Genomic DNA, 17,651 nt, shown 5'->3' with positions numbered 1-17,651 from the left:
TATAGACCTTCATGCACCGATTTGCAATGTTTATCAATTTGAAAAAAATGAAAATAAAACATGCGTTCATATACGGAAATCCGCCATGAACGCATTTATTTTATTCATCTTCAGTTGTAAACATTTCAATGATTGTTTTTATTGCTTTATCCCAATAGTCATAATTATGTTCACCCGCATTGGCAATCAAACGACTTGGTATATTATGTTTAGAAATATAGTCAAAAAATTGTGTATTACTTTCATATAACGGGTCTTCTGTCCCACACATCATAACAATCTCCGGAACTGCTTTCCCCTTTTTAATCGCTTCATCTACAAGGTGATAAGGGTCATATTCCGTACCAATAGGCAGATAGTCCTCGCCGGCAATTGCGGCTGGTTTAAAATCAGGGTACACAAATTCATACACTTGTGATACATCGATGGCAGATGAAAGTGGTGCCGCTTTAGAAAACCGTTCGCCCGCTGTCAATGCATAACGCAACGTACCATACCCACCCATTGAATGTCCTGCAATAAAATGATCTTTTCTTTCTTGAGACAATGGCAATACTTGATGCACATAATCCCATACTTCTAACACATAATCATAATAACTATGACCATACTTCATATTGGTATAAAAACTATGATCTCCACTCGGCATAATAATTGCTAATTGATGCGCATTCGCATAACGCTCAATGCTTGTATAACGCATATAAGATGCGTGATCGCTTGATATCCCATGTAACAATAACATTGATTTCAATAATTTAGGTTTGCTACTTGGATTAAAATAACTGTCATCTTCTGGCAAAATTACTGTGAATGATTGATGCATGCCAAGCGTTTTAGATTTATAATTCATTTCCATTAACGCCACGAAACGTCACTCCTTTTAACTTGATGTCATTGTATTTTTCGTTCGACGATTCAGAGGATCTAACTTCTTCTCTAGCATACGCAAAAGTATATCGACTATCAACACTATAAGTACAATGGGTAATGCACCGGCTAAAATAAAGAGCGTGCCATCGGTCGCATTCGTACCTCGTATAATTAAATCACCTAGTGTAGGTGCACCGATAAAAGACCCTACTGCAACGACACCGATAGCCACTACGAGCGCAATACGTAATCCCCCTATAATAACGGATAACGAAAGAGGTAACTCTATCATGCGAAGCACTTGATTGCGTGTCATCCCCATGCCTTTACCTGCATCTTTTATGTTAGCGTCAACACCTTGTATTCCTGTATACGTATTTTTAATTATCGGTAATAGTGCATATAAAAAGACGGCAAAAATCACGGTATTCATCCCTAATCCAATGCCTAACATTAATATTGCTAGCATCGCAATGACAGGAACCGTTTGAATCACATTCGCGAGTGTAATGACCGCAGTCGATAATTTCCCATAGCGCGCGATGATGATACCTAATGGGATACCTACAAGTGCTGCAAATAATACACCATAAATCGACATTAAAAGATGATTCATAAAAAGTTCCCATAAATAGCCAAAGTTCGTTTGATAATACGACCAAAGTTGTTGTAAAAGATGACCATTCATTATTTTTGGCCTCCTTTGTCATCATCAAAGTAATGATGTTTTTCTAAAAATTTTTGCGCCACAATGGCAGGTTCTTGACCTTGTCCATCTGCTTGATAATTCAAATGTTGCATTTCTTTAGTAGAAATTTTGCCTTCTAATTTTTTAATAATTGGTTTTAGTTCAGGGCGTTCTTTCAATAGTTGATCGGAAGCTAAAGGGCTTGCATCATATGGTGGGAAGAAACGTTTATCATCTTTTAACACCTTTAAATGATATGCCGCAATACGGCCATCTGTTGAGTACCCTACAGCCACATCTAAACTGCCATTTTGAAGCGCATCATAGACCAGTCCAATTTGCATTGGTCGGCTATCTCCAAATTTAAACCCATATTTACGTTGAAATGCAGGGTAGCCATCTACTTCACGATTTTGCCATGTTGTATCCATACCAAGCCTTAAATCTTTCGCATGTTTTTCAAGGTCAGACACCGTTTCTAAATGATATTTTTTAGCGGTTTCTTGTGTCACCATTAACGCAAATGTATTATCAAAGCCGTAAGAGTTAAAAAATGTTTGTTGGTATTTGTCTTTAAAACCCTTTTGCGTCGCGGCCATTGCCTTTTTCGAATCTATAATCGGCTTCATTTGGAGCGTCCCGGTTAAATCTGTACCGGTATAACGCGTCCCCGACATGTTCGCCTGACCATTCACGATGGCATTATGTTGAATCGTGCTTGAACCTAAGTTGTTAATAATTGTCGGTTTAATCTTACCTTTTGTATCATGTTCTATCAGTAGTCTCAACATATGAGACATAATTTGAGATTCTGACGTTGAAAGTGCTGTAATTTGAACTTCATCCGGTGCCGATGCATTTTTCAAACCTGGTAAACTGCATCCAGATAATACCATGAGGCACAGCACAACAACTGCTACATACTTGTGATAACGTGTCATCATATCCCCCTCCAATGTTTATCTAGACACCTTTAATCCTTTTGGTACAATCCACTTTTCAATACGTGACAAACAAAAATCGACTAGTAACGCGAGTGCGGTAATTAAGATTGTCGCCGTAATGATCATATTCGCATCATACAAGTTTAATCCGTTGAAAATGTAATCACCGAGACCGCCTGCACCTATAAAACTTGCAAGTGTTGCCCAACTGATTACATAGACAGATGACAAGCGAATACCACTTAAAATCATCGGTAATGCTAGTGGAAGTTCTACACCTTTCATGAGTTGAAATTCCGTCATTCCCATACTTTTACCAGCTTCACGTACATTTTTATCAATGCTTTCCACCCCAATGATTGTATTATTTAATATGGGTAATAACACATAGAAAAATAGCGCAACGATGGCTGGCACTTTTCCTACCCCAAATAACGGAATCATCAACGCTAACACGGCTAATGTCGGTATCGTTTGAAGGACACTGGCAATGGTTAATGAAACTTTTGCCAAACGTTTTGTACGTGTTAATAAAATACCGAGGGGCACTGAGAAAATGATGGCGAGTACGAGCGCAATCACAGAAATATACAAATGTTCCATCGTTTTATTGAATAAATCATTCGCATTATTCACGATAAAATCCATCATACGCGTTCAACTCCAGCCTTATCAGAAGGTACTGCGTCTTCTGTTTCTGTAGTTTCATCGTCAGATTCTCCCCATATGCTGTCGTAAACGATATCAACAAGATTTGCGCGCGTAATGAGACCTACAATATGATGACCTTCATCAACAACAGGCACATTACGTACATTTCTTTTTAAAATCGTGCGCACAGAATCTTGTAATTTACTATCAAGCGACACGGTATACACATCACGTTGAATCACATCAATTAATTCTGCATGTGCACGTAATCCTTGATTGATGTCTTCAATGTCTAAAAAGCCTAATAATTTATGTTGATGATTGACGACAAATAACGTATCTATACGTTTTTGACGCATTAACTCAACTGCATCATTTAAAGATTGATCCGCCGTTATCGTAATTGGCGTAATCATCGCATCTTCTACAGAACGCACATTAGGACGGTCTTGAATCAAGCGGTTTTGGCCAATGAAATCACGGACAAAATCATTTGCCGGATGTCTTAAAATATTGTCAGGTGTATCAAACTGAATCACTTTTCCATGAGACATGATGCAGATTTTATCAGCTAACTTAATCGCTTCGTCCATGTCATGTGTCACAAATATAAATGTTTTGCCTAATTGTTGTTGAAGCTTCTTCACTAAGTCTTGTAGCGTATCACGTGTAATCGGGTCTAACGCCCCAAACGGCTCATCCATTAAGATAATATCTTGTTCTGCAGCGAGCGCTCTAACAACACCGATACGTTGTTGTTGGCCACCAGACAATTCAGACGGATAACGATCCAAATACTCTTCCGGTAAATCTACAAGTTTAATGAGTTCACGTGCCTTCTCATCCTTTTTCTCTTGCGACCACTTTAACAACTTAGGTACAAGTACTATATTTTCTCTTACCGTCATATGTGGCATAAGCCCGATTTGTTGAATCACATATCCAATACTACGGCGCAATTCCACCGGATTCATTTGACGAACGTCTTTACCATTAATCATAATTTGACCTTCAGTCGCTTCAATCATACGGTTAATCATGCGGAGTGCCGTCGTTTTACCACTCCCACTTGTGCCAATAAAGGCGACAAACTCCCCTTGCTGAATGTCTATCGTCATATTGTCTACAGCCTTTTTACTCCCAGCATAGACTTTTGATAAGTTTTTAATACTTAACATATGTCCATTCCTTTCCCTTAATGAATTTAAAAATACAAAAAGGACCCCTTGTGAATGTCATACAAAGCGTACTAAGTAAAAACAAGGCACAACAAGTCCTCAATCGCTATTATTTACGTTCATTAAATGTGCACTATAAGTCATCTTAATACTTAGATGAAGGCAACCTGATGTCCATTTGATAACTGTTACGTACCCATCTTATGTAAACAGTTCACCTTTTTACTATACCAATCGGTCAGTTTCAATTCAAATGTTACACAAATATAAAACCAAATTATGCACATTTGCACAATTTGGCTTTATCAACACATATTTTTTAACCATTTAGATATTATCGTGATTAAATACTGTCTCACGTTGCGTATAGGCTTTTAAACGATTCAGTACCGCTTCTCGCATCGTTTCATCAATCGCACTAAATTCAAAAATTTCCGAGAGCCATAACCCATCAATTGCTAAACGCATAATGGTTGCATCTACAGGGTCAACACCTTCATTAATAATTGTAGATTGCCACTGCGCATAAGATGCCTTTAGCGACGCAAGGTGATCTTTATTGGTGCCATGTGCGGCTAATAAGCCAGAAGTAATCGGCGCATGTTCAGCACGATGTGTCCGCGTTGCTTCAATGAGTGCATTTAAATAACGCCCTTGAGAAAGCGACATATCTAGTGCATTTTCAACATTATCTTGATACAAATGATTGGCATATTGCACAAGTGCTTCAATTAAGCCATCTTTGGATTTAAAGTGGTACAGCAAGCCACCTTTACTGACACCCGCACGTTTACCCACTGCATCAAGTGTTAATGCATCAACGCCTTTCTCATACACAATCAATGCTGCCGCTTCTAAAATTTGAACGCGTTTTGACTTTCTCGCCACATCCATCACCTGCCTTATCATTTTATAATTGTGCCTACCGTCTACGATTACGGAAACAGCATTAGTTTAAGCAAAAATATCATAAATCGCAATGAATTCAGTCAATTTTGTGTGGATTTAATATCTATTTCTATTCTAGACGCCCTAACCTCTTAATGATATTCATCATCACCATAGTTTGTATCATCTAAATCTTGCATATTACGCCCATTTAAAAACATTACCGCGACTAACGAAACCATCGCAGTTACAATAATGTAGAGTGACACTGGTAAACTACTTCCATTGAACGTGGCCATCAAATATTCAGCAATCATAGGAGCCGTCCCTCCAGCAAGTGCTGCACCAATTTGATAGCCTAATGTGACACCCGTAAAGCGAACTTCTTTACTAAATGCTTCAGAAAACATTGTTCCAAGCGTTGCTGTGATAGGTGGCCAAATTAACGCTAATCCAATAAAAGTCGCCAATATAATCAGTAACTCATGATGCGTATTCACTAGAATAAAATATGGAAATGCATAAATTAGCATAATAGCCGTACCTATAAGATACATTTTTTTACGCCCAATTTTATCTGATAAAGCACCCATAAAAGGAATCATTACTGTAGTGACCACAGATACAACCATAATGGCGAGCATCATGAATTGAAATGACACATTTAACGTTGCCGTCGCATAACCAATGATAAAAGTAGTAAAAATATAAAAAGGTCCTGTTTCTACAAACTTTGCACAAATCGTCATGACTACTTCTTTAGGGTGTTGTTTAAACGTTTCAATAATTGGAATACGTTTAGATTGTGCATCACTTTGGGTTGCTTCTTCTTTTAACTGACGAAACGCTGGTGTATCATTTAAACTTTTACGAATCCATAAACCGAATACTACTAATAGCAAGCTAAAAATAAAAGGTATCCGCCATCCCCAAGCATGAAAGACATCTTCTGGTAAAACATGCGTCAGAGTAAAAAAGAAACTATACGCTAACACCAAACCAATCGTGACCCCCATTTGAGGCACACTGCCAAAAAATCCACGCTGGTGCCTTGGTGCATATTCAGTTGCTAATAATAAAGAGCCACCAAATTCTCCACCTAAACCTAGCCCTTGAATTAACCGGAATAAAAGTAATAGTAAAGGTGCAGCTAACCCTATTTGATCATAAGTAGGTAATAAACCTATCCCAGCCGTTGCAATACCCATTAATGATAATGTTAAAATCAATGTCAACTTTCGTCCTAATATATCCCCAACATGACCAAAAATGACACCACCTAGTGGCCGAATAAAGAATGATAATGCAAGGCCAAAATAAGCCAAAATTGTTGATAAAAATGCATCATTCGTAACGAAATATTGTGTATTAAAAATAATCGTTGCTACAGCTGCATAAAGAAAAAAATCAAACCATTCAATTGAAGCCCCAATCAAACTGGCGACAAGTACTTTTCGCCTTAATCTTTTATCCATTTTTAATGCTTCTCCCATATATGAAACCCCTTTCATACGTATTATACTTATGGTATTAAAACGTTATTGAAGCGTCAATATGAAGTTGAAGGTTTCTATATTGAGAAGAATTCATAATGGAAAGATGTATATGGTGAGGCATAAATTTACTCAGTTTGATTGCTTTTATAATCGTTAATCATCAATATCGATTTTACATTTAGAAAGAAACCAATTGTATGTTCATCCCTAGCGGTATTGTTTCGTATATTTCATTAGTAATAAAATGACGTCATAAACGCTAATGCTTAATTATTACCTATTTCAACTTTCTTAATAAAAGGAGACACTATGAAAAAAATTATCACCTTTCTTATATTTTTGTTAGTAAACTATATCGTGATATACCACTTAGCACCTTATTTTCAGTTTGATAATCAACCAATAATTATGTTCTTTATCGTATTAACCTTATTTTTAACTGGCATGTGGTTAGGTAAAAGGTTAAGCGATGATGAATGAACTTTAAAGAAAGCGGTGAAGAAAGATGCACAGAATTCGATTGTCATTATTGTTTAATCTAATGATTATTATTATTTCGATCATTTTAACAGCCATATTTATTTATAAAGATTTTGACGTATATCTATGTTTAATCCCATTATCTTTGTTGTTATGTGGCAGTATCAGTTTGATTGTAGATATAAAGAACAACAAGAAGTAATGATAACTCACATTCGTATCCTATTCATCTTAATGCATGCAATCGGTCACTTTATCACGCGTAACTTTATACATTACCTTAAATTCAATGTGTTTTCTTTTTTTAAATATAACTTCAATGATGGTGAAAACTAAAATATTACCTAACAATAAAATGATTAAACTGATAATGCGTTCATCGAATATAAAATAAACGGCTAATGCTGCTGCAATCAAAAACCATATCAATTTCACCCATAATTCCATCGTAACCACCCTCTGAATTATTTATTATCCTTACACTCTATAGTGATATGTGTCATAGTTTATCTTCTAAATGATTGTAAAGAAATAAAAAAGCTGAATTTCAAAATTCACCTTTTTTATTGGTAATATTGTCGTATTCTTAACAAGTAACCAAATGTATTATATGCAAAAAGAAGTATGAGTATGATTAAGCCAAATGTTTGATTCACACCACTTAATATTGAAAATATGCCAAGTAAAAAAATACCAATCATGAGTAAACAAAGGTTAATATAATAGATTTTAAACATTGAAATTAAAGTTATATGCCGTTCACCTTCATCCATAGGTGCCAACATTTTCTCAGTATAATGTTTTTCTCCTAATTTAGGCAATCGTGGGTCGTATTTACGTATAAAAAAGCTATAAGGTATTGTCCCAATTGATACCGTTAAAAACGCAATAATTGGATATAGGATAAAATCATCACTGACGTTCGCAACAACATAAATCAGTAACACTAAAAATGCAATGAGATACGCTAGATAAATCACCAGTGATACATTCATAAATTTTAACGACGCCTTCGTTTCAATTGTGTCTGCAATGTCCTCTTCAATGTGTGCATCTAATTGATTTTTATACTTTAACGCTTTCTTTTGTAAAAATAGAATATAAACAATTAATCCTAAAAGACATAAAATCGCACCTATACCTATTGTCTGTATTACGGTGTGAGATTCGAGATGATATTCGGTAATGAACCGTAAACCATTGGTCTCACCTAATAAACCGCCAATGATACCGCCTATTACTCCACCAACGAGTAAATATAATAAATATCTTCCTATTTTCATAGGTCTTCCTCCTCAATGATAAAAATATGTTCAACTGGCTCTTTAAATACACGCGCAATGCTTACGGCTGTTTTGATAGATGGTGTAAATTCATTTCGTTCTATGAGTGAAATGGTTTGTCTGGAAACGCCTGCTTTTTTGGCTAATTGCGTTTGATTGTACCCATCCCGCGCACGTAATTCTTTAAGTCGATTTCGCATGCTGATCAACTCCTCAACCATAATATATACTATCATTGTCATTTTGACAACTATATTAGTCAAAACACGCTTACAAAAGCGCCATCATCTAAGTGATGACAGCGTATATCATGGTTTAAAATGTTACATCAATCCTTTTAACATGCCATACCAATACAGTTTCGGTAAAATATCTTTTTTCAACACATACATACTGCGTCGTGGTTTGGCTTGGTTAAAAGGCATTGTTTCCTTCAGTTCATGATTGTAATCAAATTCTGCTAATATAAGTTGATTATACCCTGTTACGATTGGACAAGATGTGTAACCATCATAATGATGTGTTAACATATTACCTTTCATCGCTTGAAGCAAATTGGCTGCGACAACGGGAGCTTGTTTTCGAATAGCCGCACCCGTTTTAGATGTTGGCGCATTAGATGCATCACCTAACGCAAAGACATTGTTAAATTGGGTATGTTGTAATGTCGATGGATTAACATCGATCCAACCCGCTTCGTCCGTTAATCCACTTTCTTTCACAAAGTCTAACGGCCCCATTGGTGGCGTCACATGTAACATATCAAAATGGCGTGTATGACGCGCACCCGTCTTTATATTTTCGAAAGTTGCACGCTTTTCCTCTCCATTAACTTCAACCAAGTTCGATTGATATTCTACATGGATATCACGTTTCTCAACTATATCTTCAAGTACGTTTGAATATGTTTCAACATCAAATAAGACATCTTTTGACGTTTCAAAATACACGTTAGTCTCGGGTCTCACACCATGTTTTCTAAAATAATCTTCAGCTAAAAACATTATTTTCATTGGTGCTCCACCACATTTTATAGGTGTATTGGGGTGCGTAAATATAGCCGTACCACCTTTAAATTGAGAAATTTGACGCCACGTTTCGTTAACATATTGGGGCGCATAATTGGAACACACCCCATGTTTACCTATGGTTTCTGGTAATCCTTTAACGTAAGACCACTTCAATTGTAGTCCAGGACAGACGACTAAATTCGTATACGTGATGCTTTCATCATTTTGTAAATACACCATGTTATCATGCGGTGCGAGGTGTTTCACGGCTTGTTGTAGCCAGTTCGCTCCTTGAGGGATGACCGTGCCCATCGGTTTACGCGTTGATTCTAATTTAGACACACCCGCTCCCACTAACGTCCATAGCGGTTGATAATAATGATGGCTTGCTGGATCAATAATCGCAATTTTTCCTTTTAAACTTGGGTCTTGTCTGAGAATCTTAGATGTGACCATAATTCCTGCCGTTCCCCCACCGATTACAACGACTTCATAATGTTGGCTCATCATTTCACATCCTTATATAATTAATATCAATTAATATTAATCTTTTACCCTATTTAGAAATGAATGACACGTTAGAAGTCGGGTATATCTTGAATATCAAATGTGAAACTAGGAGGCTACGTAATGAATCATTGGGATGAAAAGTATCAAGAGGAACATTATATTTATGGTAAAGAAGCAAATGCCTATGTTAAATCAATTTTTGAAGATACTACCGATCTACCCAAAAAAATCGTATTATTTGCGGAAGGCGAAGGACGTAACGCGGTATATCTCGCAAAACTTGGTTATGACGTCACTACGTATGATACGTCTAACGTCGGTATTGAAAAACAACGCCGATTAGCGGCAGAACAACACGTTTACGTTGATGCTTTATACGGCGATATCACCGAAGCAAACGTCATACCTCATGATACATTTGACTATAGTATGAATATCTTTGGCCATGTCCCTAGTAAAGGAAAGCAAATGATGTTTCATAACCTTGTAAACGCGCTTGTTTCAGGTGGACATAGTTATTTTGAATTTTACGCAAAAAAACAACTTCAAATGGGCACAGGTGGCCCTAAAGATGTAGACATGTTATATGATAAGGCTGAAGTGCGCGCAATTTTAGCGCAATTACCTGTACGCATACATTTCTTGGTAGAGCGCAAAGTCATCCGTCATGAAGGTACAAAACATAAAGGCGCAGGCATCGTCATTCAAGGTCATATTGAAAAAGCGTAGCACGCCTTGTGCTACGCTTTTTCATCTTCACTCAATGATTTAAATACCGTCATCACACGTTCGCGGCTTGCTTTGTGATCAACGATGACATCTGGGTAATCTTCCCCAATTTTGATGTGGTACGTTTCATTTAATACTTCTCGATACGCTGATGGATGATGAACATATTGGGCCGGAACGTCGTCAAATAATGGAAATTCTGATTTGACAAAATAGCCCTGTGCATCAAAACGTTCACTTTGACGTATTGGGTTAAACATTCTGAAATACGGTACTGCATCCGTTCCTGTCGATGCAGACCATTGCCAACCATGAACGTTCGATGCATTGTCATAATCTATGAGCTGTTCTCGAAAATAAGCTTCTCCCCATGTCCAATTAATCAAAAGATGTTTTGTTAAAAATTGAGAAACCACCATACGCAATCGGTTGTGCATGCAACCAGTGCGACGTAACTTCTTCATCGCAGCATCCACTATAGGATAACCTGTTTCACCATTTTTCCACGCTTCAAAAGTCGCTTCATGTTTCGACCATGACAAGTCCCGATATTTTTCATTGAATGATTGGTGGGCAGTGTGTGGATATGCCACCATTAATACGTAATAAAATTCTCTAAATATGAGTTCTCGCATATACGCTTCATATTGCGAAGGTGACGTTTCATAACCTTCTAATAAATCACTTAACACTTCATGAATATCCATCAAGCCATACGCTAAAGACCGACTCATACCACTTACATAAGGTTGTGTGAGATCATGGGTCAATTCCTTATATTGCGTGATATCCTCACGTAGAAAATCTTCCCACTTAGCGCGTACCGTTGCTTCAACATCACACGCGTCATTAAATGTAAGATTTAATTGATTGTCACCTTTTTGAACGATAGAACTCAGTGTTTCTAATGTATAATTTGGTGTACGAATATGCGTTATTTTAGACCGATTTGCTTTATAAAAATGCGTAAATACTTTATATGGCTCACCTTGTTTATTAGTCGTTTGTCGGGGGTTAAAATAATGATTTGCTCGCAAACCAATGACATCAATATGATAATTTTGAAATGCACGTTGAATATGTGGAAAATCATACCGCTCATGGTGATAACTCATCGTATCACTCGCTAACAAAACATGTGTTAAACCTAGGGATTTTGATAAATCTCCGAGCGCTTCATATGTTACAATATGTGGCTCAATATCGTATTGTTTTAATTGATTTAAAAACCCTTTTACTACATTCATATAGTCATGATATTTAATTTCTGAGGCATCAGTCATCGCTTCGATGGGCACGATAAAATGAATCGCATCATAATGATGATGATGTTCACTCACATATTGAAATAAAGGATTCGCTTGCATGCGAAACACACGATTTAAAATCACACCTAACTTCATAGCACTCCTCCTTAGATGATACCAACGTTGCGCTTATGCTTTATTTAAGAGATAGTTTCCTGTCGCGAGATACGAAGCAAAGGCACACCAAGCGACATATGGAAACAACAAAACGCCCGCCACTTTATGTTTTTTGAAAAACTGCACAGTCGTTACAATCACCGCACCCAATAATAAAAAGCTATTTATCACCGCTATACCTCGCCATTTAAATTTAAAATAGATGATAGCCCATGCATAATTGAAAGCCAATTGTGTCATATACGTTATAGACATGAAACGTGAGGGCTTTTTATTGGACACGCACGCATGTGCGATTCCCATAGAAGTATACAGTACCGACCATACAATCGGAAAGACATATCCTGGCGGTGAATACGGTGGTGTTTTGGTTTCTTCATAATCGTCACGCGCATGACGTACAATCACCCTGCCAACAACTTGGCCACCTAGTAAAGGGCCTATGCCTCTTACAAATTGTTCAAACTTCTTACGTTTTGGCATAATCTTCTTCCTTTCATCATAAACATTTCCTAGGAAATACACCCCATTATGACGTTTTCGTCGCATGACTTTCACGCACTAAACGCGCTTCTAATCCATAGGAAAGTTTCAATTTCAGTTTAAAGGCATTCATCACGGCTTTATGCACTTTCGCTTGCGTAAATTTATAGAACCACCATGGTAATGTAGGTTGGTACTCTTGAAGGGCGATAATACAATCGTCAGAGTCAGGTAACCTTCTAAATTCCAAACGTGCATTCCCACCGTCATCCGCTAATGCAAAATCGCCTCCAACAATATGAAACACCACTTTATCTGCATGAGATACATGTTTATCTTTCTTTAAACGCAACAACGTCTTATTTAGAAACGGCACTTGAATGGTAAATAAATCATCTTCCAGACGACTGTGAACAAGGTAAAACGTAATCGTGTTTAAAAATTCTGCATAGGTTGTCGCGAGTGCATTCATGTCTACAGATTGTGGTAATGATACCCTTGAAATGGCGCGCACATCTTTTATTTTCAGCTGACCTGAATGTGATTTTTTTGATTTCGTTTTTTGAGCATCTTGTTCCTCATCTAATGCTTTACGGACACTTTCCTTAAAATCAATGGTACCGATTGAAATACCTTCAACAGTATGTTCCTCATTGCGTTTCATATCATGGACCAAACTATCCATTAATGGATACACCATTTCTTTCGGCACACCTGAAATGAGTTTCACCCAAAATTTACTTAACCAAATCGGAATGATGGGTAAATCAAACATCGGCAAGCGTTTGTCTAAGACTTCAGCGGTTTGACTAAACAAATCTTTATACGTCATATGTGAGGGACCACCGATATCAATCGCCTCATTAGTTTGAGGCTGACGTTTCACAAGTGCTTTTAAACCGTGAATCACGTCATCGATTGCAACAGGTAATGTGGTATGATACGCCCACTTCGGTAAAAGCAACCCTGGTAAACGTTCCACCAACGTTTTCAAAATCGGATACGAACTCCCTTTTGAGCCTATAATTAGACCTGCGCGCAGTGTACTCACAGGTACCCCATACGATCCTAAAATACGTTCGCACTCAAGACGGCTTCTTAAATGTGGCGATAACTTTTCATCTTCTGGAATGAGACCGCTCATATAGATGATATGTTTTACATTATTGGCACGTGCTGCTTGTGCAAAATTATCCGCTAACAACGCATCCATATCTTCGAAACTTGCTTGTGTCAGTTTGGCAGAAGGCATCATCGAATGTACTAAATAAATCGCAACATCGACATCTTCCATCACTTCAGTGATTTCTTTAATATCGAATAAATCTGCTGATTTCCAAGTCACATTCGCTTCATTTTCTTTATTCTCGATATGTCGTGAAATAGCTACAATTTCATAATCTTTTTTTAATTGTTTCATTAAATGGCCACCGATATACCCTGAGGCCCCAGTTAATAGCACTTTAGTCATTGCTTTCACCTACTTATATAGAGTAAAAAAAGTGAGTCGGACTTACGTCGTACTCACTTTAAATTTTTATAAATCTGTTTATATATATTATTCCGTACCCTTCAAATTAAAATACTAATCCTAGCATATACTAAAAAAGCCCAATGGACATTTTCTCCATTAAGCTTAACATCAAACCACTTTATTGCGCGTGTGGCGTATCAGTACTTTGCATCATACTTGCTGTACCACCATGGCCATATTCATTTGACGCATCGTTCCCTCTTGATGCCATGAGGACAAACGTATAAAATATCAGTCCGATTAATGCGATACCACCAATAAATCCAGTAATAATTAAAATACTTTCTGCAAATGGATTTGTGACAATACCAGTAGGCACTAACGCCACTAAGAATATAAGGAAATAAGCTAAATAACTACTCATGTTAAATAAAATCGCAAGAAACATCGTGCGATCAACATCGTGTAAACGACGTGTCATCACTGTTAAATTCGGAATAAAAATCAATAAACCAAAAATATAACTTGCACGCTCTGCTGCAAACAATGTCAACAGCGTCATAATGACTGCATTGATCCATAATGGATGCCAAAATTCTTTACGCGTCGAACGTCCCTTAATATCAAACAGACGCGTCCAAAACAACGTGTAACATGATAAAACAGTTTGTGGATGATTCATAATAACACTCCTCACTATATATAATTTTTTTATATATCTTATATATAGATTATCATGTCACGCAGCCAGGTCATATTAAGGCTATATTAATTAAAATTAAATCAATCTAAGCGATTTAGAGTGATAGTGACTATAAAAAATCTCAATGAATGACGCATGCACTACATTGAGATTTGTTAATTTATTATTCAGTTGTAGTTGTAGGATTCAATAAACGATATGTCCCACCATCACCATACTTGTTTGGCTTTTCATCACCTTTCATATACATCACCACAATTGCATAAAACGCCGTGAGTGAAAAAATAGTATAAATAATAAATACCAATAAAACGATGACAATCATCATTGAGTAATCTTTAACTGACATAATATCAAATACAACCGATAATAAATTTACAACGATTGCCAGTAAACCTATGACATGAATCACAACAGCTGACCACATTTTACGGTTTGTATCGTGTAAACGTCGTGTCATCACCGTTAGTGAAGGTATAATGATAATTAGCAAAAATATTTCATCTAACACGCCATAAATAAATCTACTCAATAAAAAGTGAATCACTAAATGAAAACTAAAGGGATACCAAAATTCCCCTCGAGTTGAACGTCCATGAATATCAAATGCACGTGTCCAAAAAAGCTTATAACAAGATAATACTGATTGAGTTTGATTCATCAAAGTGCCTCTTTCGCGTAACGCAATTATTTTTAAAAATAATAACATAACATTAATAAAATTAACACTGAAATGTATGATGACCTTACACATATTTGATTAATCATTTTAGCACTTCTAAAATGTAAACATAAAAGATGTTTACGGAGTGATTGTTGATGAATGATAAAGTAAACCAACTGAAACAAATGATAGATCAATCTCATAAGATTGTATTTTTTACAGGTGCCGGTATTTCCGTCGCAAGTGGTATTCCTGACTTTCGTTCAATCGGAGGTATTAATGATGCCATTGCGCAAAACGGCTATACCCCAGAATATATATTAAGTGCTGATTATTTAAGAGATGACCCTGGTGGATTTATCGATTTTTGTTACAAATATTTATTATTTGCGGATAAAAAACCGAATCGTGTACATCAATGGATTGCCGAGCTCGAAGCTGAAGGTCGTTCGCTTGGTGTGATTACACAAAATATTGATGGCCTTCATTCTGACGCAGGAAGTCAACGCGTTGATGAATTGCACGGCACGATGAATCGTTTTTATTGCACACATTGTGATGCCACGTTTACGAAATCTTATGTTTTAGCACATCAACTGCGCCACTGCGACCAATGTGGTGGGCATATTCGACCAGATATTGTGTTATATGGTGAGATGTTAGACCAAGAAACGTTAATGCGTGCCATGTATAAAATTCATGATGCTGATACGTTGATTGTGCTTGGGTCATCACTCGTGGTTCAACCTGCTGCTGGATTTGTATCTCAATTTAATCACGGCAACTTGATTATCATTAATCGCGAACCCACACCCTATGACCATTTGGCAGACCTTGTCATTCATGAAGATATGGTCAAAGTGATTGCGGCGCTTGAATCGAAAAAAACGCACTGATTCTATCAGCGCGTTTTTATTTTCCCCATAAAAATGAAATGATTTCATTGGCAACTTTTGGATTGTCGTGAATGTCGCTATGTTCCGCGTCAGCACCCTCATATTTCGATTCTTTGTAACTTTTAGGGCTATCACCAAGTAAATATTTTAATGATTTTGACGAGCTCATTGACACAATGCCATCTGAGTGTGTGCCATCTAAAATATCACCATATATATTTAACACTTCAATGTTTTTCCCTTTATACATAGGCTTTAATTTCATAAATCCTTCATACGGTGCGATCATTCGACTTGGTTTTCCTGCGTTATCTACGGATATTTCATTGACGTCTTCATTCATGCCTAATACACCATTGTACGTTCCTGCGATACTAACTTGATGTTTCAATTGTGGTAAAGATGTATCATTTCCATAATTTAGCATGTATTGCGCAAATGATGTGTTGCCCATAGAATGCCCAACAAAATTAAAATGTTTAAAATGTTGTTTTTGGTCAAGTGCCACAATCACATTTTTAATCCATGAGGCATTTTTGTTTAAATCCATATTGTCATTATCTTCTAATTCTATTTGTACAATTGGATTGCGTGCTTGTTGTGCTAGTGCGCCTTCAAACGTTACTGCACCGTCTTTAGACACATGTGCAATCATAACATCTTGTGTGACACCTCGGTCTTCAGCTTCGTTAATAATATATTTGAGTGAATTTAAATTCCCACTTGTTCCGTGTAAAAACAATGTCGGTGTGCGGTCATTGATATAATTTGCATGTGCAACTGTGCTTTGTTTATGTTGCGAATACATGATACTCGCCCCAGCAATGATTGCGATTGCGATAAGTACGACGGCGCTACTTAACCATATTTTCTTCTTTTTCACACACTTACCTCGATTCTATCCCATAACTTATAGTTCTCTTTTGTAATACCCATTTTTATAAATATAAAATACACGAGATAAGAAGTCACGACTTTTAAGTCTATTCTTACCTCGTGTATATTTTAGCTTATTTTAAATCTTTTAAATAACTGCGACCATACTCTGGTGCTTTGACACCAAAGTTATCCGCAATCGTGGCGCCAATAGAACTGAACGTTGTATCAGTTTCTAATGCGCGGCCTTCTTTAAATTTCGGACTATACCATAACACTGGAATATATTCGCGTGTATGGTCTGTCCCTTCTGCCGTTGGGTCATTTCCATGGTCTGCTGTAATGATGAGTAAATCATCTTCACGCATGTGGCCAAATAATTCAGGTAAGCGTTCATCAAA

The 17,651-nt window shown here is 36.9% G+C and carries 19 protein-coding genes and 1 pseudogene; 2 read left to right on the top strand and 18 right to left on the bottom strand.

The features are described 5' to 3' along the window. Positions 1-100: 100 nt before the first annotated feature. From G8Y85_RS11125 to G8Y85_RS11075, 11 genes are all read right to left on the bottom strand, one after another. Positions 101-868, bottom strand: a complete 768-nt coding sequence (locus tag G8Y85_RS11125; protein WP_165805836.1) for an alpha/beta hydrolase-fold protein — start codon at positions 866-868, stop codon at positions 101-103. Between the two features lie 15 nt (positions 869-883). Further along, positions 884-1,561 carry an ABC transporter permease gene (locus tag G8Y85_RS11120; RefSeq protein ID WP_039643636.1) on the bottom strand — a complete coding sequence of 226 codons (678 nt, stop codon included), beginning with the start codon at positions 1,559-1,561 and terminating at the stop codon, positions 884-886. Next, the gene (locus tag G8Y85_RS11115) at positions 1,561-2,502 is read right to left on the bottom strand and encodes an osmoprotectant ABC transporter substrate-binding protein (protein WP_037565652.1); all 942 of its coding nucleotides are present in this window, start codon (positions 2,500-2,502) and stop codon (positions 1,561-1,563) included. Before G8Y85_RS11115 ends, G8Y85_RS11120 begins: the two co-directional genes overlap by 1 nt. A gap of 18 nt (positions 2,503-2,520) precedes the next feature. Beyond that, a complete protein-coding gene (locus G8Y85_RS11110) occupies positions 2,521-3,156 on the bottom strand; it encodes an ABC transporter permease (protein ID WP_060552061.1) in 636 nt (211 codons plus the stop codon). Continuing rightward, positions 3,153-4,334, bottom strand: coding sequence for a betaine/proline/choline family ABC transporter ATP-binding protein (locus tag G8Y85_RS11105; RefSeq protein ID WP_165805835.1), 1,182 nt, complete (start codon positions 4,332-4,334; stop codon positions 3,153-3,155). Before G8Y85_RS11105 ends, G8Y85_RS11110 begins: the two co-directional genes overlap by 4 nt. A 327-nt stretch (positions 4,335-4,661) precedes the next feature. Beyond that, complete coding sequence (locus tag G8Y85_RS11100; protein WP_165805834.1) at positions 4,662-5,222, bottom strand: TetR family transcriptional regulator; 561 nt, start codon at positions 5,220-5,222, stop codon at positions 4,662-4,664. Between the two features lie 152 nt (positions 5,223-5,374). Next, positions 5,375-6,715 (bottom strand): MFS transporter, encoded by a 1,341-nt coding sequence (locus G8Y85_RS11095; protein ID WP_245203071.1) that lies wholly within the window; start codon positions 6,713-6,715, stop codon positions 5,375-5,377. Between the two features lie 714 nt (positions 6,716-7,429). After that, positions 7,430-7,645 (bottom strand): hypothetical protein, encoded by a 216-nt coding sequence (locus G8Y85_RS11090; RefSeq protein ID WP_165805833.1) that lies wholly within the window; start codon positions 7,643-7,645, stop codon positions 7,430-7,432. Positions 7,646-7,761: 116 nt separating this feature from the next. Next, positions 7,762-8,481, bottom strand: coding sequence for a DUF3169 family protein (locus G8Y85_RS11085; protein WP_060552065.1), 720 nt, complete (start codon positions 8,479-8,481; stop codon positions 7,762-7,764). Continuing rightward, positions 8,478-8,681, bottom strand: a complete 204-nt coding sequence (locus G8Y85_RS11080) for a helix-turn-helix transcriptional regulator (protein ID WP_037565645.1) — start codon at positions 8,679-8,681, stop codon at positions 8,478-8,480. Before G8Y85_RS11080 ends, G8Y85_RS11085 begins: the two co-directional genes overlap by 4 nt. A gap of 123 nt (positions 8,682-8,804) precedes the next feature. Further along, positions 8,805-9,998 carry an NAD(P)/FAD-dependent oxidoreductase gene (locus G8Y85_RS11075; protein WP_060552066.1) on the bottom strand — a complete coding sequence of 398 codons (1,194 nt, stop codon included), beginning with the start codon at positions 9,996-9,998 and terminating at the stop codon, positions 8,805-8,807. A 123-nt stretch (positions 9,999-10,121) separates the two neighbouring features. Here G8Y85_RS11075 and G8Y85_RS11070 point away from each other — a divergent pair, with 123 nt between their 5' ends. After that, a complete protein-coding gene (locus G8Y85_RS11070) occupies positions 10,122-10,730 on the top strand; it encodes a class I SAM-dependent methyltransferase (RefSeq protein WP_107401279.1) in 609 nt (202 codons plus the stop codon). 11 nt (positions 10,731-10,741) lie between these two features. On the opposite strand, the gene G8Y85_RS11065 is transcribed toward G8Y85_RS11070, so the two are convergent. The 5 genes from G8Y85_RS11065 to G8Y85_RS11045 all read right to left on the bottom strand — a co-directional run bounded on the left by G8Y85_RS11065 (position 10,742) and on the right by G8Y85_RS11045 (position 15,475). After that, positions 10,742-12,133, bottom strand: a complete 1,392-nt coding sequence (locus tag G8Y85_RS11065; protein ID WP_107401280.1) for a cryptochrome/photolyase family protein — start codon at positions 12,131-12,133, stop codon at positions 10,742-10,744. Positions 12,134-12,166: 33 nt separating this feature from the next. Beyond that, positions 12,167-12,637 (bottom strand): TspO/MBR family protein, encoded by a 471-nt coding sequence (locus G8Y85_RS11060; RefSeq protein WP_107401281.1) that lies wholly within the window; start codon positions 12,635-12,637, stop codon positions 12,167-12,169. Positions 12,638-12,683: 46 nt separating this feature from the next. Further along, positions 12,684-14,108 (bottom strand): NAD(P)H-binding protein, encoded by a 1,425-nt coding sequence (locus G8Y85_RS11055; RefSeq protein ID WP_165805832.1) that lies wholly within the window; start codon positions 14,106-14,108, stop codon positions 12,684-12,686. A gap of 181 nt (positions 14,109-14,289) precedes the next feature. Beyond that, positions 14,290-14,793, bottom strand: coding sequence for a DUF805 domain-containing protein (locus G8Y85_RS11050; protein ID WP_165805831.1), 504 nt, complete (start codon positions 14,791-14,793; stop codon positions 14,290-14,292). A 184-nt stretch (positions 14,794-14,977) separates the two neighbouring features. After that, complete coding sequence (locus tag G8Y85_RS11045; protein ID WP_060552069.1) at positions 14,978-15,475, bottom strand: DUF805 domain-containing protein; 498 nt, start codon at positions 15,473-15,475, stop codon at positions 14,978-14,980. 158 nt (positions 15,476-15,633) lie between these two features. Between G8Y85_RS11045 and G8Y85_RS11040 the strand changes: the two genes are divergently transcribed. Next, a complete protein-coding gene (locus G8Y85_RS11040) occupies positions 15,634-16,374 on the top strand; it encodes an NAD-dependent protein deacylase (RefSeq protein WP_145050681.1) in 741 nt (246 codons plus the stop codon). A 16-nt stretch (positions 16,375-16,390) separates the two neighbouring features. Here the strand turns inward: G8Y85_RS11040 and G8Y85_RS11035 are convergent, their stop codons facing one another. Next, entirely contained in the window at positions 16,391-17,257 is an 867-nt protein-coding gene (locus tag G8Y85_RS11035; RefSeq protein WP_060552071.1) for an alpha/beta hydrolase, read from the bottom strand. A 127-nt stretch (positions 17,258-17,384) separates the two neighbouring features. Next, positions 17,385-17,651 (bottom strand): annotated as a pseudogene (locus tag G8Y85_RS11030) (phosphopentomutase); the annotation flags it as partial.

The sequence above is a fragment of the Staphylococcus sp. 11007852 genome, assembly GCF_011394325.1.
GTDB classification, from domain to species: Bacteria; Bacillota; Bacilli; order Staphylococcales; family Staphylococcaceae; genus Staphylococcus; species Staphylococcus agnetis.
Note: the sequence above shows the minus strand (reverse complement) of the source record. Positions and strands in the feature narration are given on the sequence as shown.